Source organism: Mycobacterium sp. NGS33 (assembly GCF_059812885.1).
Genome location: NZ_JCALDN010000002.1, coordinates 400,857 through 424,775, shown reverse-complemented (window position 1 = coordinate 424,775; position 23,919 = coordinate 400,857). Strand labels below are relative to the sequence as shown.

18 protein-coding genes are annotated in these 23,919 nt (G+C 68.4%); 8 read left to right on the top strand and 10 right to left on the bottom strand.

Annotated elements, in window-relative coordinates:
* Window positions 1–163 precede the first annotated feature (163 nt).
* Window positions 164–769, top strand: a complete 606-nt coding sequence (locus AC5Y5B_RS06040; protein WP_112634246.1) for an LppP/LprE family lipoprotein — start codon at window positions 164–166, stop codon at window positions 767–769.
* 60 nt (window positions 770–829) lie between these two features.
* Window positions 830–4,243 carry a TM0106 family RecB-like putative nuclease gene (locus AC5Y5B_RS06035; RefSeq protein WP_289176284.1) on the top strand — a complete coding sequence of 1,138 codons (3,414 nt, stop codon included), beginning with the start codon at window positions 830–832 and terminating at the stop codon, window positions 4,241–4,243.
* 4 nt (window positions 4,244–4,247) lie between these two features.
* Here the strand turns inward: AC5Y5B_RS06035 and AC5Y5B_RS06030 are convergent, their stop codons facing one another.
* Entirely contained in the window at window positions 4,248–6,230 is a 1,983-nt protein-coding gene (locus AC5Y5B_RS06030) for an MFS transporter (protein WP_112634244.1), read from the bottom strand.
* A gap of 262 nt (window positions 6,231–6,492) precedes the next feature.
* Here AC5Y5B_RS06030 and AC5Y5B_RS06025 point away from each other — a divergent pair, with 262 nt between their 5' ends.
* The 4 genes from AC5Y5B_RS06025 to AC5Y5B_RS06010 all read left to right on the top strand — a co-directional run bounded on the left by AC5Y5B_RS06025 (window position 6,493) and on the right by AC5Y5B_RS06010 (window position 13,089).
* Window positions 6,493–7,272: a hypothetical protein gene (locus tag AC5Y5B_RS06025; RefSeq protein ID WP_112634245.1), complete on the top strand. Its 780-nt coding sequence runs from the start codon at window positions 6,493–6,495 to the stop codon at window positions 7,270–7,272.
* A 218-nt stretch (window positions 7,273–7,490) separates the two neighbouring features.
* Complete coding sequence (locus AC5Y5B_RS06020; protein WP_289176283.1) at window positions 7,491–11,219, top strand: multifunctional oxoglutarate decarboxylase/oxoglutarate dehydrogenase thiamine pyrophosphate-binding subunit/dihydrolipoyllysine-residue succinyltransferase subunit; 3,729 nt, start codon at window positions 7,491–7,493, stop codon at window positions 11,217–11,219.
* An 82-nt stretch (window positions 11,220–11,301) separates the two neighbouring features.
* Window positions 11,302–12,129, top strand: a complete 828-nt coding sequence (locus AC5Y5B_RS06015; RefSeq protein WP_112635008.1) for an SDR family NAD(P)-dependent oxidoreductase — start codon at window positions 11,302–11,304, stop codon at window positions 12,127–12,129.
* 108 nt (window positions 12,130–12,237) lie between these two features.
* Complete coding sequence (locus AC5Y5B_RS06010; protein ID WP_112635007.1) at window positions 12,238–13,089, top strand: SDR family NAD(P)-dependent oxidoreductase; 852 nt, start codon at window positions 12,238–12,240, stop codon at window positions 13,087–13,089.
* A 7-nt stretch (window positions 13,090–13,096) separates the two neighbouring features.
* Here the strand turns inward: AC5Y5B_RS06010 and AC5Y5B_RS06005 are convergent, their stop codons facing one another.
* The 3 genes from AC5Y5B_RS06005 to AC5Y5B_RS05995 all read right to left on the bottom strand — a co-directional run bounded on the left by AC5Y5B_RS06005 (window position 13,097) and on the right by AC5Y5B_RS05995 (window position 16,239).
* On the bottom strand, window positions 13,097–13,969 hold the full coding sequence (locus AC5Y5B_RS06005; protein WP_112635006.1) for a glycine betaine ABC transporter substrate-binding protein: 873 nt from the start codon (window positions 13,967–13,969) through the stop codon (window positions 13,097–13,099).
* On the bottom strand, window positions 13,966–15,174 hold the full coding sequence (locus AC5Y5B_RS06000) for an NAD(P)-dependent malic enzyme (protein WP_112635005.1): 1,209 nt from the start codon (window positions 15,172–15,174) through the stop codon (window positions 13,966–13,968). Before AC5Y5B_RS06000 ends, AC5Y5B_RS06005 begins: the two co-directional genes overlap by 4 nt.
* Before the next feature lie 75 nt (window positions 15,175–15,249).
* On the bottom strand, window positions 15,250–16,239 hold the full coding sequence (locus AC5Y5B_RS05995; RefSeq protein WP_112635004.1) for a malate dehydrogenase: 990 nt from the start codon (window positions 16,237–16,239) through the stop codon (window positions 15,250–15,252).
* Between the two features lie 191 nt (window positions 16,240–16,430).
* Here AC5Y5B_RS05995 and corA point away from each other — a divergent pair, with 191 nt between their 5' ends.
* Entirely contained in the window at window positions 16,431–17,531 is a 1,101-nt protein-coding gene (gene corA, locus AC5Y5B_RS05990; RefSeq protein WP_112635011.1) for a magnesium/cobalt transporter CorA, read from the top strand.
* A 15-nt stretch (window positions 17,532–17,546) separates the two neighbouring features.
* Here the strand turns inward: corA and AC5Y5B_RS05985 are convergent, their stop codons facing one another.
* Genes AC5Y5B_RS05985 through AC5Y5B_RS05960 form a run of 6 tightly spaced genes read right to left on the bottom strand, consistent with a single transcriptional unit; the run spans window position 17,547 to window position 23,045 of the window.
* On the bottom strand, window positions 17,547–18,140 hold the full coding sequence (locus AC5Y5B_RS05985; RefSeq protein ID WP_112635003.1) for a suppressor of fused domain protein: 594 nt from the start codon (window positions 18,138–18,140) through the stop codon (window positions 17,547–17,549).
* Window positions 18,137–19,315, bottom strand: coding sequence for an ABC transporter ATP-binding protein (locus AC5Y5B_RS05980; protein ID WP_112635002.1), 1,179 nt, complete (start codon window positions 19,313–19,315; stop codon window positions 18,137–18,139). Before AC5Y5B_RS05980 ends, AC5Y5B_RS05985 begins: the two co-directional genes overlap by 4 nt.
* A 4-nt stretch (window positions 19,316–19,319) precedes the next feature.
* Window positions 19,320–20,144 carry a carbohydrate ABC transporter permease gene (locus tag AC5Y5B_RS05975; RefSeq protein WP_165821887.1) on the bottom strand — a complete coding sequence of 275 codons (825 nt, stop codon included), beginning with the start codon at window positions 20,142–20,144 and terminating at the stop codon, window positions 19,320–19,322.
* Window positions 20,145–20,160: 16 nt separating this feature from the next.
* Window positions 20,161–21,090 carry a carbohydrate ABC transporter permease gene (locus tag AC5Y5B_RS05970; RefSeq protein ID WP_430920060.1) on the bottom strand — a complete coding sequence of 310 codons (930 nt, stop codon included), beginning with the start codon at window positions 21,088–21,090 and terminating at the stop codon, window positions 20,161–20,163.
* Entirely contained in the window at window positions 21,087–22,499 is a 1,413-nt protein-coding gene (locus AC5Y5B_RS05965; RefSeq protein WP_112635001.1) for an extracellular solute-binding protein, read from the bottom strand. Before AC5Y5B_RS05965 ends, AC5Y5B_RS05970 begins: the two co-directional genes overlap by 4 nt.
* 21 nt (window positions 22,500–22,520) lie before the next feature.
* Window positions 22,521–23,045: a YflT domain-containing protein gene (locus AC5Y5B_RS05960; protein ID WP_066880302.1), complete on the bottom strand. Its 525-nt coding sequence runs from the start codon at window positions 23,043–23,045 to the stop codon at window positions 22,521–22,523.
* Window positions 23,046–23,278: 233 nt separating this feature from the next.
* On the opposite strand from AC5Y5B_RS05960, the gene AC5Y5B_RS05955 reads away from it, so the two are divergent.
* Complete coding sequence (locus tag AC5Y5B_RS05955; RefSeq protein WP_112635000.1) at window positions 23,279–23,875, top strand: DUF4190 domain-containing protein; 597 nt, start codon at window positions 23,279–23,281, stop codon at window positions 23,873–23,875.
* The last annotated feature ends 44 nt before the right edge of the window (window positions 23,876–23,919 follow it).

Sequence of the window (23,919 nt, the reverse complement as noted above, 5' to 3'; positions counted from 1 at the left end):
TGGTGATCGCGAGCTCAGCGGACGCTGAGCGGTGCGGGTCACCACCCGAAGGCCCCGTGGTGATCGCGAGCTCAGCGGACGCTGAGCGCTGAGCGTGATCGCCGTTGGACGCGCGGGGTGATCATCCGCACACCCGGCCATGCCTGCCACGGCCGCGCACCGGATGACGGTACGGTCCCGAGATGTGTGGTCGCTGCCTTGCCGTACCGAGCCACTGACCGGCTCGGTCGCCGTCGCCCTAATCGCCTTCACGCTGTCCGGCTGCGGTTCGGGAGACTCCACCGTCGCCAAGACGCCGCCGCCCAGGTCGACGTCGGAGACCGCGTCGATCACGGCTCCGGCCATCCCGTCGGCGGCCGCCCAGCCCGGTAACGCCCCGCCGACCGACCCCTGCGCGGTCAACCTCGCCTCGCCCACCATCGCGAAGGTGGTCTCCGAGCTGCCCCGCGACCCGCGCAGCCAGCAGCCCTGGAACCCCGAACCGCTGGCCGGCAACTACAACCAGTGCGCGCAGCTATCGGCGGTCATCATCAAGGCCAACACCAACGCGGTCAGTCCGACCACCCGCGCGGTGCTGTTTCATCTCGGCCAGTTCATTCCGCAGGGCGTGCCCGACACCTACGGTTTCAACGGCATCGACCCGGCGCAAACCACGGGCGACACGGTGGCCCTCACCTACCCCAGCGGGATCAACGGCCTGAACACCAATGTGAAATTCCACTGGAACGGCAACGCGGTCGAACTCATCGGCAACACGCCCGCGCACTGATCCGGGGCGCGCCCGCCCGGCGCGACCGCCATGTCGGGGCGCTGGCCTACTGTGGCTCCAGTGTTGGTCTCCGGCGACAGCATCGTTTACAGCGCATCGGATCTGGCCGCCGCCGCCCGTTGCGAATACGCGCTGCTGCGGGATTTCGACGCGAAGCTGGGCCGCGGACCCGCGGTCACCGTCGAGGACGAACTGCTCACGCGGACGGCCGCCCTCGGTAGCGAACACGAGCGGCGCGAACTGGCCTCGCTGCGCGACCGGTTCGGGCAGGCCGTCGCGATCATCGGCCGACCCGCCTATACGCCCGCCGGCCTGACGGCGGCCGCCGACGCCACCCGGCGGGCCGTCGCCGACCGCGCGCCCGTGATCTATCAAGCCGCCATGTTCGACGGCCGCTTCGTCGGCTTCGCCGATTTTCTGGTCCGCGACGGCGAGCGGTATCGGGTCGTGGACACCAAACTGGCCCGCTCGGCCAAGGTCACCGCGCTGTTGCAGGTGGCCGCCTACGCCGACGCGCTGGGCGCCTCGGGCGTCCCGGTCGCCCCGGAGGCCGAACTGCGGCTGGGCGACGGGACCGCGGTGCACCACCGCGTCTGCGATCTGATCCCCGTCTACCGCTCCCAGCGCGCCCGGCTGCAGCGCCTCCTCGACGACCACTACGCCGGCGGCGCGGCGGTGCGCTGGGACGACGAGGGCGTGGCCGCCTGCTTTCACTGCCCGTTGTGCCTCGAACAGCTGCGGGCCGCCGACGACGTGCTCCTGGTCGCCGGCCTGCGAGTGAGCCAGCGCGACAAGCTCTTTGACGCGGGCATCAGCACGGTCGCCGAGCTGGCCGAGCATCGCGGGGCCGTGCCCGGCCTGGCGGGCGGCGTGCTGGACAAACTGACCATCCAGGCGAAACTGCAAGTACGCCAACGTGAAACCGGTGTCCCCCAGGTCGAGGTGATCGACCCGCAACCGCTGGCCCTGCTGCCCGAGCCCGACCCGGGAGACCTGTTCTACGACTTCGAGGGCGACCCGCTGTGGACCACCGACGGTCGCGACTGGGGGCTGGAATACCTGTTCGGGGTGCTGGAAGCCGGGCCGACGGGCAAGTTCCGCCCGCTGTGGGCGCACGACCGGGCCGACGAACGCAAGGCCCTGATCGACTTCTTGGCGCTGGTGGCCAAGCGCCGCAAGCGCCGCCCCAACATGCACATCTACCACTACGCGCCCTACGAGAAGACCGCCTTGCTGCGACTCGCCGGGCGCTACGGTGTGGGCGAAGACGAAGTCGACGAACTGCTGCGCAGCGGCACGCTAGTGGACCTTTACCCGTTGGTGCGCAGGAGCATTCGGGTTGGCGCGGAGTCGTTCAGCCTCAAGGCGCTCGAGCCGCTCTACATGGGCGCCCAACTGCGCGCCGGCGACGTGACCACGGCCACCGGGTCGATCACCTCCTACGCCCGGTACTGCGAACTTCAGGAGGACGGGCGCGGCGACGAGGCCGCATCCGTGCTCAAGGAGATCGAGGACTACAACCACTACGACTGCCGCTCGACCCAGGAACTGCGGAACTGGCTGATGTTGCGCGCCTACGAATCTGGCGTCGTCCCGATCGGCGCCCAACCGGTGCCCGACGGCAACACCGTCGACGACCGCGACCGGCTGGCGGTGACGCTGTCGGCGTTCAGCGGCGCGGCCGGCATCGACGACCGCACCCCGCAGCAGGTCGCGGTGGCGCTGCTGGCCGCGGCGCGCGGCTACCACCGGCGCGAGGACAAACCGTTCTGGTGGGCGCATTTCGACCGGTTGAACTTCCCCATCGAGGAGTGGGCGGACAACACCGACGTGTTCGTCGCCGAGCACGCGTCGGTCAGCGTCGACTGGCACACGCCGCCCCGCGCACGCAAGCCGCAGCGGCGGCTGCGGCTACGCGGTGAGCTGGCGCGCGGTGACTTGAAGAGCGACGTCTTCGCGCTCTACGACCCCCCGGCGCCGCCCGGCATGAGCGACAACCCGGACCGGCGTGCGGCCGGGCGTGCCTCGGTCGTCGAGGCCGACGATGTGGCGGTCCCCACCGAAGTGGTGGTTCTCGAACGGGTTGGCAACGACGGCAACACCTTTCACCAACTGCCGTTCGCGCTGACTCCCGGTCCGCCCATCCCGACGACGGCCCTGCGCGAGTCGATCGAGGCCACCGCGGCCGCGGCGGCCGGCGGATTGCCGCACCTGCCGCCGACCGCCATCGTCGACGTGCTGCTGCGCCGCGCGCCGCGCACGCGGGGCGGCGCGCGGCTGCCGCGCGGCGGCGACACCGTCGCCGACATCACCGCGGCGCTACTGGATCTGGATTCGTCGTACCTGGCGGTGCACGGGCCGCCCGGTACCGGCAAGACCCACACCGCCGCCCGGGTGATTCACCACCTGGTCACCCAGCGCGGCTGGCGCGTCGGTGTCGTCGCGCAATCGCACGCCACCGTGGAGAACGTGCTGGACTGCGTGATCGATGCCGGGCTCGATCCGCAACGCATCGCCAAGAAGCGCTACGACCATCGGGCACCGCGGTGGCGGGAGATCGACGGCGGCGCGTACGCCGCGTTTCTCGCCGACACGCCGGGGTGTGTGATCGGCGGGACCGCATGGGATTTCGCGAACGCCAATCGGATTCCGCCGGGAAGCCTGGACCTGCTGGTCATCGACGAGGCCGGCCAATTCTGTCTGGCCAACACCATCGCCGTGGCCCCAGCCGCCGCCAATCTGCTGCTGCTCGGCGATCCTCAGCAGTTGCCACAGGTCAGCCAGGGCACGCATCCGGAGCCGGTGGACACCTCGGCGCTGGAGTGGTTGGTCGACGGTCAGCGCACCCTTCCCGACGAACGCGGGTACTTCCTGGACCTCTCGTATCGGATGCATCCGGCCGTCTGCGCCGCCGTGTCTGCGCTCTCCTACGAGGACAGGCTGCGCTCCCACGAATGCACCGCCGCCCGCCGCCTCGACGGGTATCCGGCCGGTGTGCAGTTGTTTTCGGTTGAGCACCAAGGCAACTCGACCGAGAGCCCCGAGGAGGCAGACGCGATCGTCGCCGAGATCGACCGGTTGCTCGGCGGGTCGTGGACCGACGAAGACGGGACCCGGGCGCTGACCGCGACCGATGTACTGGTGCTCGCGCCCTACAACGCCCAGGTGGCGCTGCTACGCCGCCGGTTGGCCGCCGCGTCGCTCGACGGGGTGCGGGTGGGGACGGTCGACAAGTTCCAGGGCGGGCAGGCGCCGGTCGTCTTCATCTCGATGACCGTGTCGTCGATGGATGTGGTGCCCAGGGGAATCTCTTTCCTGCTCAACAGGAATCGGCTCAACGTCGCGGTAAGCCGGGCTCAGTATGCGGCCGTGATCGTACGCTCGCCGTCGCTGACCGAGTATCTGCCCGCCACACCCGCGGGCCTGATCGACCTGGGCGCCTTCCTGGCGCTCACCCAGCCGGATCTGCGGTGACCGGCTAACCGGTGGAGGAGTGCCGGCCCGAGCCGGTGGGATCGTCGTCCGGATCGGAGCGGTGATGGTGACCGCGCAGCGACTCACCATCGGGGAGAAAACGTCCCGCCGCGCCGTTGTGGGGCCGCCGCGGCGGCCGGGTGGGCCGGTCGCCCGGCGCAAGGGGCTTTGGCGAGCGCCGCACCGCCACCTGGCGGAGGCGCTTGCCGCTATCCACATGAGACCCGTTGTGGGCGTGGCCGATCGGTTGAGCCTGCGCGGCCGGTCCGCGCCGCGGCACCGCGGTGGACGGGGGGCGCGGGCGTTCGACGGGCCGCCGGGGTGGCTCGGGAACGCGTGTCGGCTCGACGTCGGATTCGCGCACCAAAACGAATTCGACGTACTCATCGTCGTCATAGTCGTCGTCGACGACGTCGTCGTCGGCTTGCAGCGCGTCGTCGCCGCCGCTGCCATCGCCCGACCACGGCGCAAAGCCCACCAGGAACAGCGCGGCGACGATGCCGAACAACGCGATGAACGCCGGCAACAGCACCGATTGCGACATCGCGGCGGCGAACGGGTCGCGCAGGAATCCGGGCAGCTGCAAACTGAGCGCGTCCTCGCCGACGGCGTCGCCGGACGGCTGGCGCGGCATCTCGGCGGTGATCCGCCAGGTCATGAACGCGGCCATGCCGGCGCTGCCGAGCACCGCGCCGAGCTGGCGCACGGAGTTGTACACCGCGGAGCCCGCGCCGGCCAGGTGCGGCGGCAGGTTACGCGTCGCGGTGGCGGTCAACGGTGACCAAACAAAGGCCATCCCGACGCCCATCGCGAAGAACGGCAGCACCAGCCGCCAGATCGGCGTCGTCGGTGTCATCTCGAAGGTGATCCACGTCAGCGCGATGGCCAGCACCGAGAAGCCGAAACCGAGCACGGGCTGCGGATGGTATTTGTCGACGATCCGGCCGACGAACGGTGCGAAGACACCGTTGGCGATCGCCATCGGCGCGATCAACAAGGCCGAGCGCGTCGGCGAGAGCCCGCACACGGCCTGCGCGTAGAACGTCAGCGGCAGCATCATCGCCGTGGCGGTGAACGAGACGATGGCCACCCCGACGTTGCACAGGCTGAAATCGCGGTCGCTGAAGATCACCAACGGAATCAGCGGCTCGTGGGCGTTGAGCGACTGCCAGAACGCGAAGGCCGTCATGAAGCCGACGCCCGCCACGATCAACGCCCAGATCCAGGGCTGCCAGTGCGCGGCCTGCCCCTGCTGCAGCCCGAACACGATCAGGAAGATCCCCACCCCGGACAGCGCGACACCGATCAGGTCGAAGCGATGCGACTGGGTGGGCAGCACCGGAATCAGCCAATACGCCAGTCCGAGCCCGAGGACGCCGATGGGAACGTTGACGAAGAAGATCCACTGCCAGCCCAGCCCGTCGACCAGGACACCGCCGGCCAGCGGGCCCACCAGGCTGGCCACCCCGGCTGTGGCACCCCACAGGCTCACCGCGACGCCGCGCCGCTCCGCCGGGAAGATCCGGGTGATGGTCGACAAGGTCTGCGGGGTCAGCAGCCCGGCGCCGACACCCTGCACGACGCGCGCCGCGATCAGCATGGCGGCGCTGCCGGCCAGCCCGCACCACACCGAGGAGGCGGTGAACACCACCAGGCCGATCAGGTAGAGATTCTTGGGTCCGAACCGGTCGCCCAGGCGCCCGGCCACCAGCAACACGACCGCATAACCCAGCAGGTAGGCGCTGGTCACCCAGACCACGGTGTCGTAGCCGATGCGCAGGCTGCCCATGATGGTCGGGTTGGCGATGGCGACGATGGTCGAGTCGACCATGATCATGAAAAAGCCGATCATCATCGCCCACAGCGGGTTCCAGGGGTTCCGCGACTGCGGTGAGCTCCGGGTGAGAAAGTCCCAGCGGTGGGCGGTCTGGGGCGACGCCGATCGCGCGCGCCCTCCCCCGGGCGCGCGGGGCGTAGCCGTGGTCATCCACCCCACCTCGTTCCGCTCCCGACGACGCTGTTCAGCCGTCTCGGCCGCGTCTGATCGACCGGACCAGCCCACGCAGGTGATACCCGGCGGGTAACAGCATGGGACCGAGAAACGGCAGGGACCGTCGCAGACATCCAGCCTGCATTATTCCCGGTGAGGCAATAGGCCGGCGGCCGAGGATGGGATCGGCGGGCATAACGCGTCAGGATTCGCCGCGGGCGCGTTAGCCTGAATTAACGCCATTTGCAGGAGAGACAATATGCGGGCTCGACGGAACAAGTCGCCGAACCGGTTTTTCGCGATGTCCGACACGGGACAGGCGCCGACCGCCGACAACGGTCGGCCCAAGATGTCCGCGCGCGCGTTGGCGCAGGTCATCGAGCGGAGCTCGCGGTTGCAGGGCCCGGCCGCGGAGGCCTACGTGACGCGGCTGCGCAACGCCCACCCCAATGCCGGCCCGGCGGAGATCCTCGCCAAGCTGCACAAGCGATACCTGGCGGTCGTGACGGCCGGCGGCGTTGCCGTGGGGGCCGCGGCGACCATCCCCGGCATCGGCACGATCAGCGCCCTGTCCGCCGCCGCCGCCGAGACAGTGACGTTCCTGGAGGCCACCGCGTTCCTGGTGCTGGCGGTGGCCGTGGTCTACGACATCCCCGCCGACCACCGGGAGCGACGCCGCGCGCTGGTGCTGGCGGTGCTGGTCGGCGACAACAGCAAGCACGCCGTCGCCCAGCTGGTCGGCCCGGGCCGCACCAACGGCGGCTGGATCTCCGAGAGCCTGGCCGCCCTGCCGCTGTCGTCGATGTCGAAGCTGAACTCGCGACTGCTCAAGTCGTGGGTCCGCAAGTACACCCTGCGCCGCGGCGCCCTGCTGTTCGGCAAACTGCTGCCGGTCGGCATCGGGGTCGTGGTGGGCGCCATCGGCAACTACCTCGCCGGCAAGAAGATGATTCGCAACGCCAACCGGGCTTTCGGCGCACCGCCCGCCCGCTGGCCCCGCGCGCTGCATCTGGTGCCCCCGGTCCACGAAGCCGGTTAGCGGCGATCGCACCCGCGGCCGCGGCGGGTCGCCGCCATCGGGACGGGCCCCCGGCCCCCCTTCAACCTGGCGGATCGGCGGCGAAAGGTTAGCCTTTATAGGGCGGAAACAATGGGTACCGCCATCGGTGTGAGGTGCTCGGCCATCCGGGGCCGACGAGGGTGCAGGCGCCGCGGGAATGCGCTTGCGGAACAGAAGGATTGAGGCGAACTGCGGTCGTGAGCAACATAAGTTCACCGTTCGGGCAAAACGAATGGCTGGTCGAGGAGATGTACCGCAAGTTCCGCGACGACCCCTCGTCGGTCGATCCGAGCTGGCACGAATTCCTGGTCGACTACAACCCCGAGCCCGCCAACGAGCCCGCGCCGACCGCCCCGACCAGCGGTGACGCCGCACCGGCGGCCGCCCCGGCACCGGCACAGCCGGCGCAGCCGGCTCCGGCGCCCCAGCCGACCCCGGAGCCCGCCAAACCCACACCCCCCGTCAGCACGGCCGCCGGCAACGGGGTCGCGCCGCGGCCGGCCAAAGCCGCCACTCCCCCGCCGGCGGAGGGCGACGAGCTGCAGACGCTGCGCGGCGCCGCGGCTGCCGTCGTCAAGAACATGTCGGCGTCGCTGGACGTGCCGACGGCGACCAGCGTTCGCGCCGTCCCCGCCAAGCTGATGATCGACAACCGGATCGTCATCAACAACCAGCTCAAGCGCACCCGCGGCGGCAAGATCTCGTTCACCCACCTGCTGGGCTACGCGCTGGTGCAGGCGATCAAGAAGTTCCCGAACATGAATCGGCACTACGCCGAGATCGACGGCAAGCCGACCGCCGTCACACCAGCCCATACCAATCTGGGCCTGGCCATCGACCTGCAGGGCAAGGACGGCAAGCGTTCCCTGGTGGTCGCCGGCATCAAGGGCTGCGAAACCATGCGGTTCGCGCAGTTCGTCACCGCCTACGAAGACATCGTGCGGCGCGCCCGCGATGGCAAGCTGACCGCCGAAGACTTTGCGGGCGTGACCATTTCGCTGACCAACCCGGGCACCATCGGCACGGTGCACTCGGTGCCGCGGCTGATGAACGGCCAGGGCGCCATCATCGGCGTGGGCGCCATGGAGTACCCCGCGGAGTTCCAGGGCGCCAGCGAGGAACGCATCGCCGAGTTGGGCATCGGCAAGCTGATCACGCTGACCTCGACCTACGACCACCGCATCATCCAGGGCGCGGAGTCCGGCGACTTCCTGCGCACCATCCACGAGATGCTGCTGTCGGACGCGTTCTGGGACGAGATCTTCCGGGAGCTGGGCAACCCGTACCTGCCGGTGCGCTGGAGCACCGACAACCCGGATTCGATCGTCGACAAGAACGCCCGGGTGATGGAGTTGATTGCGGCCTACCGCAATCGCGGCCACCTGATGGCCGACATCGACCCGCTGCGGCTGGACGGCAGCCGATTCCGCAGCCACCCCGACCTCGAGATCCTCAACCACGGCCTGACGCTGTGGGACCTGGACCGGGTCTTCAAAGTCAACGGGTTCGCCGGTTGCGAATACAAGAAACTGCGCGACGTGCTGGGCCTGCTGCGCGACGCCTACTGCCGCCACATCGGCGTCGAGTACACCCACATCCTCGATCCCGCACAGCAGGAATGGTTACAGCAGCGGGTCGAGACCAAGCACGTCAAACCGACGGTGGCCGAGCAGAAGTTCATCTTGAGCAAGCTGAACGCGGCCGAGGCATTCGAAACCTTCCTGCAAACCAAATATGTTGGGCAGAAACGGTTTTCGCTGGAGGGTGCGGAAAGCATCATTCCGATGATGGACGCGGCGATCGACCAGTGCGCCGAGCACGGGCTCGACGAGGTGGTCATCGGTATGCCGCACCGCGGCCGGCTCAACGTGCTGGCCAACATCGTCGGCAAGCCGTACTCCCAGATCTTCTCCGAGTTCGAGGGCAACCTCAACCCGGCGCAGGCGCACGGCTCCGGGGACGTCAAGTATCACCTGGGCGCCACCGGCGTGTACCTACAAATGTTCGGCGACAACGACATTCAGGTGTCGCTGACCGCCAACCCGTCGCACCTGGAAGCCGTCGACCCGGTGCTGGAGGGTCTGGTGCGCGCCAAGCAGGACCTGCTGGACCACGGCGCCGAGGACCAAGGGGACGAAAAGGCGTTCTCGGTGGTGCCGATGATGCTGCACGGCGACGCCGCGTTCGCCGGCCAGGGCGTGGTCGCCGAGACCCTGAACCTGACCCACCTGCCCGGCTACCGCGTCGGTGGCACCATCCACATCATCGCCAACAACCAGATCGGCTTCACCACCGCGCCGGAGTATTCGCGGTCCAGCGAGTACTGCACCGACGTCGCGAAGATGATCGGGGCGCCCATCTTCCACGTCAACGGTGACGACCCGGAGGCGTGCGCGTGGGTGGCCAAGCTGGCCGTCGACTTCCGGCAGGAGTTCAAGAAGGACGTCGTCATCGACATGCTGTGCTACCGCAAGCGCGGCCACAACGAGGGTGACGACCCGTCGATGACCAACCCCGCGATGTACGACGTCGTCGACATCAAGCGCGGGGTGCGCAAGAGCTACACCGAAGCCCTGATCGGCCGCGGCGACATCTCGATGAAGGAAGCCGAGGACGCGCTGCGCGACTACCAGGGCCAGCTGGAGCGGGTGTTCAACGAGGTCCGCGAGCTGGAGAAACACGGCGCGCTGCCCAGCGAATCGGTCGAGGCCGACCAGATGCTGCCGGCGGGGCTGGCCACCGCGGTGGACAAGGCGCTGCTGGCCCGCATCGGTGACGCGTTCCTGGCGCTCCCCGACGGCTTCACCGCTCACCCGCGCGTGCAGCCGGTGCTGGAGAAGCGCCGCGAGATGGCCTACGAGGGCAAGATCGACTGGGCCTTCGGCGAACTGCTGGCGCTGGGCTCGCTGGTGGCCGAGGGCAAGTTGGTGCGGCTGTCGGGGCAGGACACCCGCCGCGGCACCTTCTCCCAGCGGCACTCGGTGATCATCGACCGCAACACCGGCGCGGAGTTCACGCCGCTCAAGCTGCTGGCGACCAACGCCGATGGCACCCCGACCGGCGGCAAGTTCCTGGTCTACGACTCGCCGCTGTCGGAGTACGCCGCCGTCGGCTTCGAGTACGGCTACACGGTGGGCAATCCGGATGCCCTGGTGTTGTGGGAGGCGCAGTTCGGGGACTTCGTCAACGGCGCGCAGTCGATCATCGACGAGTTCATCAGCTCCGGTGAGGCCAAGTGGGGCCAGCTGTCCAACGTCGTGCTGCTGCTGCCGCACGGCCACGAGGGTCAGGGCCCCGACCACACCTCGGGCCGCATCGAGCGCTTCCTGCAGCTGTGGGCAGAGGGCTCGATGACGATCGCGGTGCCCTCGACGCCGTCCAACTACTTCCACCTGTTGCGGCGGCACGCGCTCGACGGCGTGCAGCGTCCGCTGATCGTGTTCACCCCGAAGTCGATGCTGCGCAACAAGGCGGCGGTCAGCGACGTCAGGGACTTCACCGAGATCAAGTTCCGCTCGGTGCTCGAAGAGCCGACCTACGAGGACGGCATCGGCGACCGCAGCAAGGTCACCCGGGTCCTGCTGACCAGCGGCAAGCTCTACTACGAGTTGGTGGCCCGCAAGGCCAAGGACAGCCGTGACGACGTGGCGATCGTGCGGATCGAGCAACTGGCCCCGCTGCCCAAACGCCGGCTGGGCGAAACGCTGGACCGCTACCCCAACGTGCAGCAGTACTTCTGGGTCCAGGAGGAGCCGGCCAACCAGGGCGCCTGGCCGCGGTTCGGGCTGGAGCTGCCCGAGCTGCTGCCCGACAAGCTGACCGGGCTCAAGCGCATCTCGCGCCGGGCGATGTCGGCGCCGTCGTCGGGCTCATCGAAGGTGCACGCCGTCGAGCAGCAGGAGATCCTCGACACGGCCTTCGCCTGACGGGCTTCGGCCACCCGCGGGTATCAGGGACCGCTGGTACCGGCTAGCCTCGACGCAAACGTGCCGAGAAGGAAGGGTGCTCATGCAAGGGTTCGCCGGCAAGGTCGCGGTGGTGACGGGCGCGGGTTCGGGTATCGGGCAGGCGCTCGCCCTGGAACTGGCCCGCTCGGGGGCGAAGGTGGCGATCAGCGACGTCGACCTCGAGGGTCTAGGCCAGACCGAGGAGCAGCTGAAGGCGATCGGCGCGGCCTTCAAGTCGGATCGGCTCGACGTGACCGAGCGTGAGGCCTTCCTGGCCTACGCCGACGCGGTCAAGGAGCACTTCGGCAAGGTCAACCAGGTCTACAACAACGCCGGCATCGCCTTCACCGGCGACGTGGAGGTCAGCCAGTTCAAGGACATCGAGCGGGTGATGGACGTCGACTTCTGGGGTGTCGTCAACGGCACCAAGGCGTTCCTGCCGCACCTGATCGCCTCCGGCGACGGGCACGTCGTCAACGTGTCCAGCGTGTTCGGGCTCTTCGCGGTGCCCGGGCAGGCGGCCTACAACTCCGCGAAGTTCGCCGTGCGGGGTTTCACCGAGGCGCTGCGCCAGGAGATGGCGGCGGCCGGCCACCCGGTGGCGGTCACCACGGTGCATCCCGGCGGCATCAAGACGGCGATCGCCCGCAACGCCACCGCGGCCGAGGGCCTCGACCCCGAGCAACTGGCCAAGCTGTTCGACAAGCGGCTCGCCAGGACCACCCCGCAGCGCGCCGCCACGATCATCCTCGACGCGGTCCGCAAGAAGAAGGCGCGGGTTCTGGTCGGCACGGACGCCAAACTCCTGGACGTGATGGTGCGGTTGGCGGGCCCGTATTACCAGCAGCTCTTCGGCCCCGTGATGGGCCGGCTGATGCCCAAGCAGTGATCGATCTCTCAGTGTCGAGGGCCGCTGATTCAGCGTTTCGCCCTGCTGTAGCCAGCATCGCTGGTAACGATTAGCGTCAAGCGGTCAAGCCTGGTCAAGGGAGTTTGCATGGATACGTTCGCCGGCAAGGTCGCCGTGGTCACGGGGGCGGGTTCCGGTATCGGCCAGGCGTTGGCGGTCGAGCTGGGCCGGGCGGGTGCCAAGGTGGCGATCAGCGACGTCGACACCGAGGGACTGGCGAAGACCGCCGAACAGCTGGCGGCGATCGGCGCGGCCTTCAAGTCGGATCGGCTCGACGTGACCGAACGCGGAGCCTTCCTGGCCTACGCCGACGCCGTCAACGAGCACTTCGGTCAGGTCAACCAGATCTACAACAACGCCGGCATCACCTTCATCGGTTCCATCGAGGACAGCCGGTTCAAGGACATCGAGCGGGTGATCGACGTCGACTTCTGGGGTGTGGTCAACGGCACGAAGGCCTTCCTGCCCCACCTGATCGCCTCCGGCGACGGGCACGTCATCAACATCTCGAGCGCGCTGGGCCTGTTCTCGGCGCCCGGCCAGGCGGCCTACGTCTCGGCGAAGTTCGCCGTCCGCGGTTTCACCGAGGCGCTGCACCAGGAGATGGCGCACGCCGGTCACCCGGTGCGGGTGACGACGGTGCATCCGGGCGGCATCAAGACCGCGTTCGCCCGCAACGCGACCGGTGTCGAGGGCCTCGACCACGCCGAGTTGGCCACCGTGTTCGAGGAGCAGCAGGCCAAGACCACCCCGCAGCGAGCCGCCCAGCTCATCCTCGACGGCGTGCGCAAGAACAAGGCGCGGGTGCTGGTCGGTCCGGACGTCAAGGCGATGGACCTGCTGGTGCGGCTTGCCGGACCGAACTACGAGCGACTGGTCGGCGGCCCCGTGATGAGCCGGGTCCGGGACTTCGTCACCCGGTTGCTGCCCAAGCGCTGACTGGCGACTATCCGCGGCCGAGCGGGTGTTCGGCCAGCCAGCCGCCCGCCACCGCCTGCGGGTCGGCACCGGCGCGCACCTGGCGGCGCATCTCGACCAGGGCGGCGGTGTCCAGCACGCCGGCCACCTCGTTGATCGCCAGCAACTGTCGTTCGCTGAGCGCGTTGCGTCGATACAGCGGCACCACGTTCTCCGCGCGGATCAGTGCGGGCTTGCCGTCGGCCAGCGCGATCAGGTCGCCGGGAGCGCCGGGGTCGGCCGTAGTGGTCCACCCCGCGGTCAGCTGACCGGCCCGAATAGCGGCGAACATCGTTGCGCCATCGGGATATTCACGCGGCGCGGCGAGCCGGCAGGGGCCGATGGTCGACGGTTCCCGGTGTCCGCCCACGGTGCCGACGACGAGGCCGTCGCAGTGGCGCGGCAGCGTGGCCAGGTCCGCGCTGACATCGCTGCCGCCCCAGGCCTTGGCGGTGGGCTGGCTCACCACCAACACGGGCTTGTCCTCCGCCGCGGTGGTGTAGTCGCCCGCCGCGACGCCCTCGGGCAGCGCGGCGATCATCGCGCGGTAGACGTCCTTGTCCGACATCGCCGTCGCGCCGGGTTGCAGCGCTTGCAGCACGCGGCCGGTGAAGGCGGGAACGACGGTGACTGCGCCCGAATCCAATTGGGACTTCGGGTCGGCGGTCGGCTGGAAGCGCGCACCGAATCCGTAGGACCGCAAGGCGGCGACGTAGACGCCGGCCAGCAGCGCCGAGTCGGGGTCGGGCCGGGAACCGACCACCACTTCGGTGCGGGCGCGACGGTCACCGGTGTCGGTCGCACAACCGGCGACGGCGAGTACGGCGGCGAGCAGCGGCACCGCCAGCCTGCCGATTCTCACCCCGCGGCGACGGCCGTGTCTGCGGCTTCCGTGGCCAGTGCCACCGCGGTGGCGACCGCGTCGCCGACCCGGGTGTCCAGCGGGCTGGGGACGATCCGGTCGAGCGCCAGGTCGTCGCTGACGACGGAGAAGATCGCCTCGGCCGCGGCGACCATCATCTTTTCGGTGATCCGGCGGGCGCCGGCGTCCAGCGCGCCGCGGAACACCCCGGGGAAGGCCAGCACGTTGTTGATCTGGTTCGGGAAATCGCTGCGGCCGGTGGCGACCACCGAGGCGTACTTGGCGGCGATCTGCGGGTGGATCTCGGGGTCGGGGTTGGACAGCGCGAACACGATCCCGCCCGGCGCCATGGTGGCGATCATCTCTTCGGGCACCACGCCCCCCGACAATCCGAGGAACACGTCGGCGTCCCGGACGGCTTCGGCCAGGCTGCCGGTCAGGCCGGCGGGGTTGGTGCGCTGCGCCAGCGCCACCTTGACGTCGTTCATGTCGTCGCGACCCGGATGCAGGATCCCGCGCGAGTCGAGCACGGTGATGTCCGAAACACCCATCACCATAAGGAGATTGGTGCACGCGACACCGGCCGCGCCGGCCCCGGAGACCACCACCTTCAGCGAGGTCATGTCGCGGCCGAGCAGCTTGCTGGCACCCATCAGCGCGGCCAGCACCACGATCGCCGTGCCGTGCTGGTCGTCGTGCATCACCGGGCAGTCCAGCGCCTCGATGAGGCGACGCTCGATGTCGAAGCAGCGCGGGGCGGAGATGTCCTCGAGGTTGACGGCGCCGAACGTCGGGCGCAGCCGCACCAGGGTTTCCACGATCTCGTCGGGATCCTTGGTGTCCAGCACGATCGGGATGGCGTTGAGCCCGCCGTACGCCTGGAACAGGGCGCACTTGCCTTCCATCACCGGCAGCGACGCGGCGGGCCCGATGTCACCGAGGCCCAGCACCGCGCTGCCGTCGCTGACCACGGCCACCAGCCGGTTCGCCCAGGTGTAGCGGGCCGCCTGAGTGTGGTCGGCGGCGATCGCCCGGCTGACCTGTGCGACGCCGGGCGTGTAGGCGATCGACAACGCGCGCTGGGTGTCCAGAGGCGACGTGAGGCCTACCGAAAGCTTGCCGCCTACGTGTGCCTCGAAGATCTCCGCGTCGGTGATCACGCCCTGCTCGGCGTGCGTCTGTATCGATTCAAGCAATTCGGACACGCGCTTCAGGGTACTGACTACCCATTAGTAGGCCTAATTGGTGATGTGGGTCATACAAGGACGACCCAGACCACGCTAAATCAGCTTCAGTTCGGTGACGGCGCTGCGTTCGTCGACCAGCTCGGCGGTGGTCTTGTCGATGCGGCCGCGGGAGAACTCGTCGATCTCCAGCCCCTGCACGATCGACCAGTTGCCGTCCTTGGTGGTCACCGGGAACGACGACACGATCCCTTCGGGCACGCCGTAGGAGCCGTCGGAGTACACCGCCATCGACACCCAGTCACCCTCCGGGCTGCCCAGCAGCCAGGAGCGGGCGGCGTCCACGGTCGCCGAAGCGGCCGAGGCGGCCGAGGACGCGCCGCGCGCGTCGATGATGGCCGCGCCGCGCTTGGCGACGGTCGGGATGAAGTCGTTCTCGATCCAGTTCTGGTCGTTGACGACTTCGGCCGCGTTCTTGCCGCCGACCTCGGCGTGGAAGATGTCGGGGTACTGGGTGGCCGAGTGGTTACCCCAGATGGTCACCTTCTTGATGTCGGTCACCGCGGCGCCGGTCTTCTTGGCCAGCTGCGAGATCGCCCGGTTGTGGTCCAGGCGGGTCAGCGCGGAGAACCGCTCCTTGGGGATGTCGGGGGCGTTGCTCAGCGCGATCAGCGCGTTGGTGTTGGCCGGGTTGCCGGTCACGCCGATGCGGACGTCGTCGGCGGCGACGGAGTTGAGCGCCTTGCCCTGCGCGGTGAAGATCGCGCCGTTGGCCTCGAGCAGGTCGCTGCGCTCCATGCCCGGGCCGCGCGGCCGCGCGCCGACCAGCAGGGCCAGGTTGACGCCGTCGAAGATCTTGTTCGCGTCCGCTCCGATCTCCACGTTGGACAGCAACGGGAACGCGCAGTCGTCGAGCTCCATCACGACGCCCTCGAGCGCCTTGAGCGCGGGCTCGATCTCAAGGAGTCGCAGCTCGATCGGGCGGTCGGGGCCCAGCAACGAGCCGCTCGCCAGGCGGAACAACAGGCTGTAGCCGATCTGGCCGGCGGCGCCGGTGACAGCGACCTTGAGAGGACTTGCGCTCACTTCGATGTACTCCTTGTGGAGAAGTTCGTGCAGATTCGGGTTTCGGCTCGAAACTAGCGCACTCTCCTCGGCCGCCGATCTCCGGTCCACTACCAGGGCTTTCCCGACACCTGATCGTCGCGCTTTGAACAGCCGGGACGCGTAGCATGGAGCACCGCCTGAGTCGGACCTGCGCTTGGTGGGAGGTGGATGTGTTCCAAGGTTTTGACGCACTGCCCGAAGCGCTGCGCCCGCTGGCGCACGAACCGCAACCGAAGCCGACCCCGGCCCCCGAGCCGCCCACGCAGACGCTGGTCGACTGCGCCGTCTACGCCGACGGCGAGCGGTTGCCGGGCAAGCTCGGCTACGCGGCCGCGCTGGACAAGGTGCGCGAGATCGAAACGCAGGGGCAGGAGGGATTCGTCTGGGTCGGCCTGCGCGAGCCCAGCCAGTCCGAGATGCAGGAAGTGGCCGACGTGTTCGGGCTGCACCCGCTGGCGGTGGAAGACGCGGTGTGCGCCCATCAGCGGCCCAAGGTGGAGCGCTACGACGACACCCTGTTCCTCGTGCTCAAGACCGTCAACTATGTCCCGCACGAATCGGTGGTGCTGGCCCGCGAGATCGTCGAGACCGGCGAGATCATGGTCTTCGTCGGCAGGGATTTCGTGGTCACGGTCCGCCACGGCGAACACGGCGGACTGTCCGAGGTGCGCAAGCGGATGGACGGCGACCCCGAGCAGATGCGGCTGGGCCCCTACGCGGTGATGCACGCGATCGCCGACCACGTGGTGGACCACTACCTCGAGGTGAGCAGTTTGATGCTGTCCGACATCGACGGCATCGAAGGGCTGGCGTTCGCGCCCGGCAGCAAGATCGACGTCGAACCGATCTATTTGCTCAAGCGCGAAGTGGTCGAACTGCGCCGGTGCGTCAATCCGTTGTCGGCCGCGTTCCATCGCATCCAGATGGACAACAAGGACGTCATCTCCAAAGAGGTGCGCCGCTACCTGCGCGACGTCGCCGACCATCACTCCGAGGCCGCCGACCAGATCGCCAGCTACGACGACATGCTCAACTCGCTGATCCAGGCGGCGCTGGCCCGGGTCGGGATGCAGCAGAACAACGACATGCGCAAGATGGCGGCCTGGGCCGGTATCTTGGCGGTGCCCACCATGGTCGCCGCCATCTACGGGATGAACTTCCATTTCATGCCGGAGCTGAACTGGACCTGGGGGTACCCGGGGATCATGGCCGTGATGACCGTCGCCTGCGTGGGACTGTACTTCCAGTTCCGGCGCAACAATTGGCTCTAGCGCGGCGCGGGCTCGTCAACCGGGTTGTGCGGCAGGGCGATTCGGGTCCAGCACGTCGACGCCGTCGTTGTCCCACGCTTGGCGCATCGCCTCGGCTCCCTTGAGCCGCACCCAGGCGGCTTCGGTCGCGGTGATCGGGGTCGCCGACAGGAACTGCACGGGGTCGCGGGGCGGATCCAGCGGCAGATCGCCAATCTCGCTGCGGCCCAACAGCACCGCGGTGAACGGCACCCGCGCCGACGGGGACGTCCACAGCGGCGTGCCGAGATCGACCAGCGCGTCGGCGCACAGCACCACACCGTCGACGGCCGGTGCCGCGGCCAGGATGGCCAGGCTGCGCGCGATGCCGGTGATCGGCCCGGGATCGCGCAGCTGCAGCACGATCTCGGCCCGCGGTCCGCGCAACGGGTCGGCGATATCCAGCGTCGGTTCGGTCATCGGGTGGCGGGAGCAGCCCAGGGTGACGTAGTGCACCGTGGTGTCCGGCTCGCGGAAACGCAGCACCTCGATGGTCTCGGTGCCCAGGAATGTCACGCTGGCCGCATCGGGCTCGGCGTCGCTGAAGTGCGCCCGTAGATGCGCGCGCACGCGATCCCCATGCTGTGTCACGGCGCCCCGGCCGGTGCGATGGTCAGATTGGCGCCGGTGTCCGCATCGAAGACCGCCAGCTTGCCGGTGTCCAACGCCAATTCGATCGACTGCCCGATGGCCGCCGTCGATTCGGCGGGAACCCTTGCCACGAACTGATTTTCGTGAGCATCCGATTCGGCGGCCAATTCGTCCAACTGGGCGGAATGCGCCGCCCACGCCGCGGTGGAGAAGTAGACGTACTTGTCCGCACCCAGCGACTCGACCAGGTCGACCTTCACCTCGAAGGTCAGCGCCCTGATGCGCTGATAGCCGTCGATCAGCGCGGCGTCGGACAGGTGCTCGGGTCGCACCCCGACGATGACGTTCGCGGGCTGCGGATGCCGGGCGATCACGTCTTGGATTTCCGGGGTCAGCATGACCTCGCCGAACGGCAGTTTGAGTCCAACGGGCACCAGCGTGGCGGGAAAGAAGTTCATTGCGGGCGAGCCGATGAACCCGGCGACGAACAGGTTGGCGGGGTGCTCGTACAGCTCGTCCGGCGTGCCGATTTGTTGCGCGACACCGGAATGCATCACCACCACACGATCGCCCAGCGTCATGGCCTCGGTCTGGTCGTGGGTGACGTAGACGGTCGTGGTGCCCAGCCGTTTCTGCAGCCTGGCGATCTCGCCGCGCATCTGCACCCGAAGCTTCGCGTCCAGGTTCGACAGCGGCTCGTCCATCAGGAACGCCTTGGGATGACGCACGATGGCCCGGCCCATCGCCACCCGCTGACGCTGCCCACCCGACAACTGCGACGGCTTGCGATCCAGAAGTTCGGTCAGGTCAAGGGTTTTCGCCGTCTCCTCGACCTTCTGTGCGATCTCGGACTTCTTCATCTTGGCCAGCGTCAGCGGAAAGGCGATGTTCTGCCGCACCGTCATGTGCGGGTACAGCGCGTAGGACTGGAACACCATCGCGATGTCGCGGTCCTTGGGCGCCCTCTCGTTCACCCGTTCTCCGCCGATGCGCAGCTCACCGGATGAGATGTCTTCAAGCCCGGCAATCATATTCAGAGTCGTCGTCTTGCCGCAGCCCGACGGGCCCACCAGGATCAGGAATTCGCCGTCGGCGATCGTGAGATTCAGGTCGTGCACCGCCGTCGCGCCGTCCGGGTAACTCTTGCTGACATGATCCAGCACAATCTCGGCCATCGAGTTATCCCTTCACAGCGCCAGAGGTCAGCCCGGCGACGATTCGTCGTTGGAAGATTAGAACAAAAACGATGATGGGTACGGTGATCACCACGGCGCCGGCCGCGATCGACCCGGTCGGCTCCTCGAACTGTGAACTGCCGCTGAAGTTCACGATCGCCACCGGCGCGGTGATGGCCGCCTTGGTGGCGGTCAGGGTCAACGCCAGCAGCAGATCGTTCCAGGCGAAGATGAACACCAGGATCGCCGCCGTCACCACCCCGGGGGCGGCGAGCGGCACGATCACCTTGCGGAACGCCTGAGCCGGTGTCGCGCCGTCCATTGTCGCCGCCTTCTCCAGATCCCAGGGGATCTCGCGGAAGAAGGCGGACAACGTGTAGATCGCGAGCGGCAGCCCGAACGTGATGTACGGCAGGATCAACCCGGGCCACGTGTCGAACAAGCCCACGAAGCGTTCGATGTTGAACAACGGAGTCACCAGCGAGATCGCGGGGAACATGGTGATCAACAGAGTGGCGCCCACCAGCACTCGCTTGCCCGGAAAGTCCAGCCGGGCAATCGCGTACGCCGCCATGGCACCGAGCACCACGGCGATCGCGGTGGTGATCAAGGCGATTCCGACGGAGTTGATCAGCGCCGAGGAGAAGAAGTCACCGCGAAAGATGCCGCGATAGTTGTCCAGCGATATCGACGACGGAATCAGCTTGCCGTCCTTGATCGTTGAGCTCGGCTTGAGCGACAGGCTGAAGATCCACAGCACGGGCAGCAGCGCATACACCGCTACCAGGGTGTCGATGACGGCCCAGACCGCGGTGCGCCGCGCGCCGATCGACAGGCCCGCCCGGTCAGCGGCCATCGACATCACCCCCGGGGGCCGCCGCGCCGAACACCTTGATGAACAGCAACGCGATGAGACCCACACATCCGAAGATCAGCACGCTGATCGCCGACCCGAGCCCGAGGTTGAAGCCCTTGAACAGGTTGTCGTAGCCCAGCATCGACACCGATCCGGTGTTGTTGGCGCCGTTGGTGATCACGTAGATGTTGTCGAAAATGCGGAACGCGTCCAGCGTCCGGAACAACAGCGCGACCACCACCGCCGGCTTGATGATTGGCAGGGTGACCCTGGTCAGCCGCCGCCACGGGCCGGCGCCGTCGACCTGGGCGGCCTTCAGCAGATCCTCGGGGACCAGCGCCAAACCGGCCAGCAACAACAACGACATGAAAGGTGTTGTCTTCCATACCTCGGCGACGATGACGATCGCCAGCGACGGGATCTGGTCGGTCAGCGGTGCGCTGCCCCGCGGTAGCAGGTTGGCCAGATAACCGGTCCCCGGCGTCCACGCGTAATACCAGCTGTAGGACGCGACCGCGGTGACGATGCCGTACGGGATCAGGACCGCGGTGCGCACCAGGCCTTTGCCGATCACGGTGCGGTGCATCACCAGTGCCAGCGCCAGCCCCAGCACGAATTCGATGCAGACCGAGACCACCGTGATGGCCAGGGTCACCGCCAGCGCGGTCCACCAGTAGCGGTCGGTCAGGACCGTCACGTAATTGTTCAGGCCGACGAACGCGGTGTCGTTGGGGACGGCAAGGTTGTTGCGCTGCAAGCTCAACCACACGGCGTACCCGATCGGATACGCCGTCACCAGCAGCATCAGAACCCCCGCCGGGGCGACCAGAAGAAACGCCAATCTGCGTTCCGAGGGCCGGCCCCGCCGCGTCACCGAAGACGCTGGCGCGGTGCGGGATTCGGAGACTGCGGCGGTCACGGCAGCAGTCCCTTCCCGTCGATCGCCTTCTGCACCTGAGCGCTGAGTTCGTCGGCGGTGCGTTCGGGGTCGATCTGGGCGATCGGGCTCAGCGTCGCGGCGAGCCGAATCGCCACACCCTGGTAAGCCGGCGTCGCCGGGCGCACCGCGGCGTCGGTGAGTTGCCGGCGGATGATGGTGTACATCGGATATTTGGCCTGGAATTGCGAGTCCGAATACAGCGACGCGCGCACCGGCGGCAACCCACCTTCGATCGCAACATGCTTCTGGTGCACCAGATTTCGTAAGCAGCGGATCGCTTCGAAGGCTTCGGCGCGATGACGCGAGGTGCTGGCCACCGCCAGGTTCGCCCCGCCGATCGTCACCTTGGCCGGCCGGCCCGGTGCGACACCGGGATACGGCGCGAACCCGAACACCTTCTGGCTGGCCTCATACGCGATCCGGAATTGTTCGTCATCGGGCACGAAGGTGCCGGTGTCGTTGATGCTGCCGGCCAGCATGGGATTCCGGTTGAGCGGCAGGAAGGGCACCCCGCCCTTGACCGCGTTCTCCAGCAGGGATGCCAGTGCGTACGGCCAGTTGACGGCGAGCGCGGCCCGGCCTTGTTCGACCGCCAAGCGCGCGGTGCTCTCGTCGGTCCGGCTGATCGAGGGATCGGCTCCGGGCGCGACGGCCACCGACTTGAGCACCCGCAGCGCAGCGACGGTGGCCGCCCGGTGCGCGGGCGTGTCGGTCAGCGTGACCCGGCGGCCGTCCTCGGAGAGCACCTGACCGCCCCCGCTCGCCAGCAGTGTGTTGAACCAGACCACCAGACCTTCGCCCTCGTTGGCCTGCACGCCGATCCAGCTGGGCTGTCCCGTGGCGTGCAACCTGCCGGCCTCGGACACCATGGCGTCCCAGGTACGCGGCGGCTGGGGCACCAGATCAGGCCGGTACCACAGCAATTCGGTGTTGGTCGTGACGGGAGCGCCGTACAGCTTGCCCCGCCAGCGCGCTGTCGCCAGCGGGCCCGGCAGGGTGTCCACCGTGGCGTCGGACTCGGCGCGCCCCTCGGGATCGTCGGACAGCGGCAACGCCCAACCCGCTTCGGCGAACTCGGCCGTCCACACCACGTCCAGCGACATCACGTCCAGCGTCCGGTCGCGACCGGTGAGCCGTCGCGCCAGCTGCAGACGCTGTTCGCCGGGGGCGCGGGGCAGGCTGATCTGCTGGATGGCGAAGCGGCCATCGAATTGCCTCGTGCAGTCCTGGGCGACCGTCGTGAAGGTCGCGCTGTCGGCGGCCGTGGTGTAGAAGCTGATGACGACACCATGGCTACCGGGACCGCACGCCGATACCGCCGTGGCGATGACCACCGTCGCGAGCGCGATCGCGCCTATCCGGCGCGCCCGCCCGCGACGAATCACCAATTCACACCTCTCGCGCGCGGCTCAGATCGCCAAGCGCGCCAACAGATCCCGCGCCTTTTCTGCGTTCTGCGGATCACAGAGCACGTCGTAGCGGCCGGCTACCAGCTGCATGGTCGAACTGAAATCCCTGGTACCGCGGGCCATCGAATACGGAACAGCGGACGTGATCAACCCGAAGAACACACCGGCGACCAGACCCGTGGCCAGCGCCCCCCACGGGTTCGGGCTGAAGAAGCCCAGCACCAGGCCGATGAACAGGCCCAGCCACGCCCCACTGAGCACGCCGCCGCCGAGCACCTTCGGCCACGTCAGCCTGCCGGTGACCCGCTCCACCTGCATCAGGTCGACGCCGACGATGGTCACCTGCTGCACGGGGAACTGCTGGTCGGACAGGTAGTCCACGGCGCGCTGCGCCTCGGCGTAGGTGGGGTAGGACCCGACCGGCCAGCCCCGCGGCGGCGTCGGGAGGCCGGGCGCCCCGCGGCGCCCCGCCGCGCCCGCAGGCGTCGCGCCGGGAACCTGCCCGGGCTGGAAAGGATTAGTCATCGCCGCTCATTGTCCTCCGCCTCGGCCATGGTTTCATCTCAGGGCTTCTTCACCCTATCGACGTTTGGTCACCTGCGGAAACGCCATGCGTTCGGCGGCGCCAACCCGCCCCGGCGGCGCGACGGGCCGGGGATTTCGCTCCGGTGCGCCCCGAAAGCGGTGCGGCATCCGCGTTGATCCGGCGGCGATTCGCGGCGGCACCCACCACCTGCGCATGGGTTAGGTTGAACACCATGACAGCTCCCGGGGGTGGCTTCGACGAGGGCGCCCACGACGACAAGGCCGGCTCGGCGCCGGCCGACGGCGGACGCCCGGAGCAGCCTGAACCGACCGCGCCCTGGGAGCCGCCCGCCGCGCCGCCCGAAGCGGCACCGCCGCCGTACCCCGGGCCGGGTTACTCGTCCGACTATTCATCCGGGTATGCGCCGTCCTACCCGCCGCCCGTTCCTCCCCCACCCGGATACGAGCAACCGCCCGGTTATGCCGGCCCGGCCTATCCGCCCCCGGCCTTCGGCGGCCCACCCACCTACGGCCCGCCCGCATATCCGGGCGGCTATTACCCGACGCCGGACTACCAGGGCGGCTATGGACCTACGGCAGCGCAGCCCGGGACGAACGGGCTGGCGATCGCCTCGCTCGTCGCCTCCTTCACGGGCCTGCTGTGCTGCCTCGGCTCGATCGTTGCCATGGTGCTGGGCGCGATCGCACTGGATCAGATCAAGCGGACCCGTCAGGACGGCTTCGGCCTGGCGGTCGCCGGCATCGTCATCGGAATCGCCACGCTGCTGGTGACTTTTGTGATCGTGCTCTTCGCGATGCGCACGCATTAGTCAAGCGCGCCGGGGCCGGGCTGTCTGCCATGAGACCCGCGGCT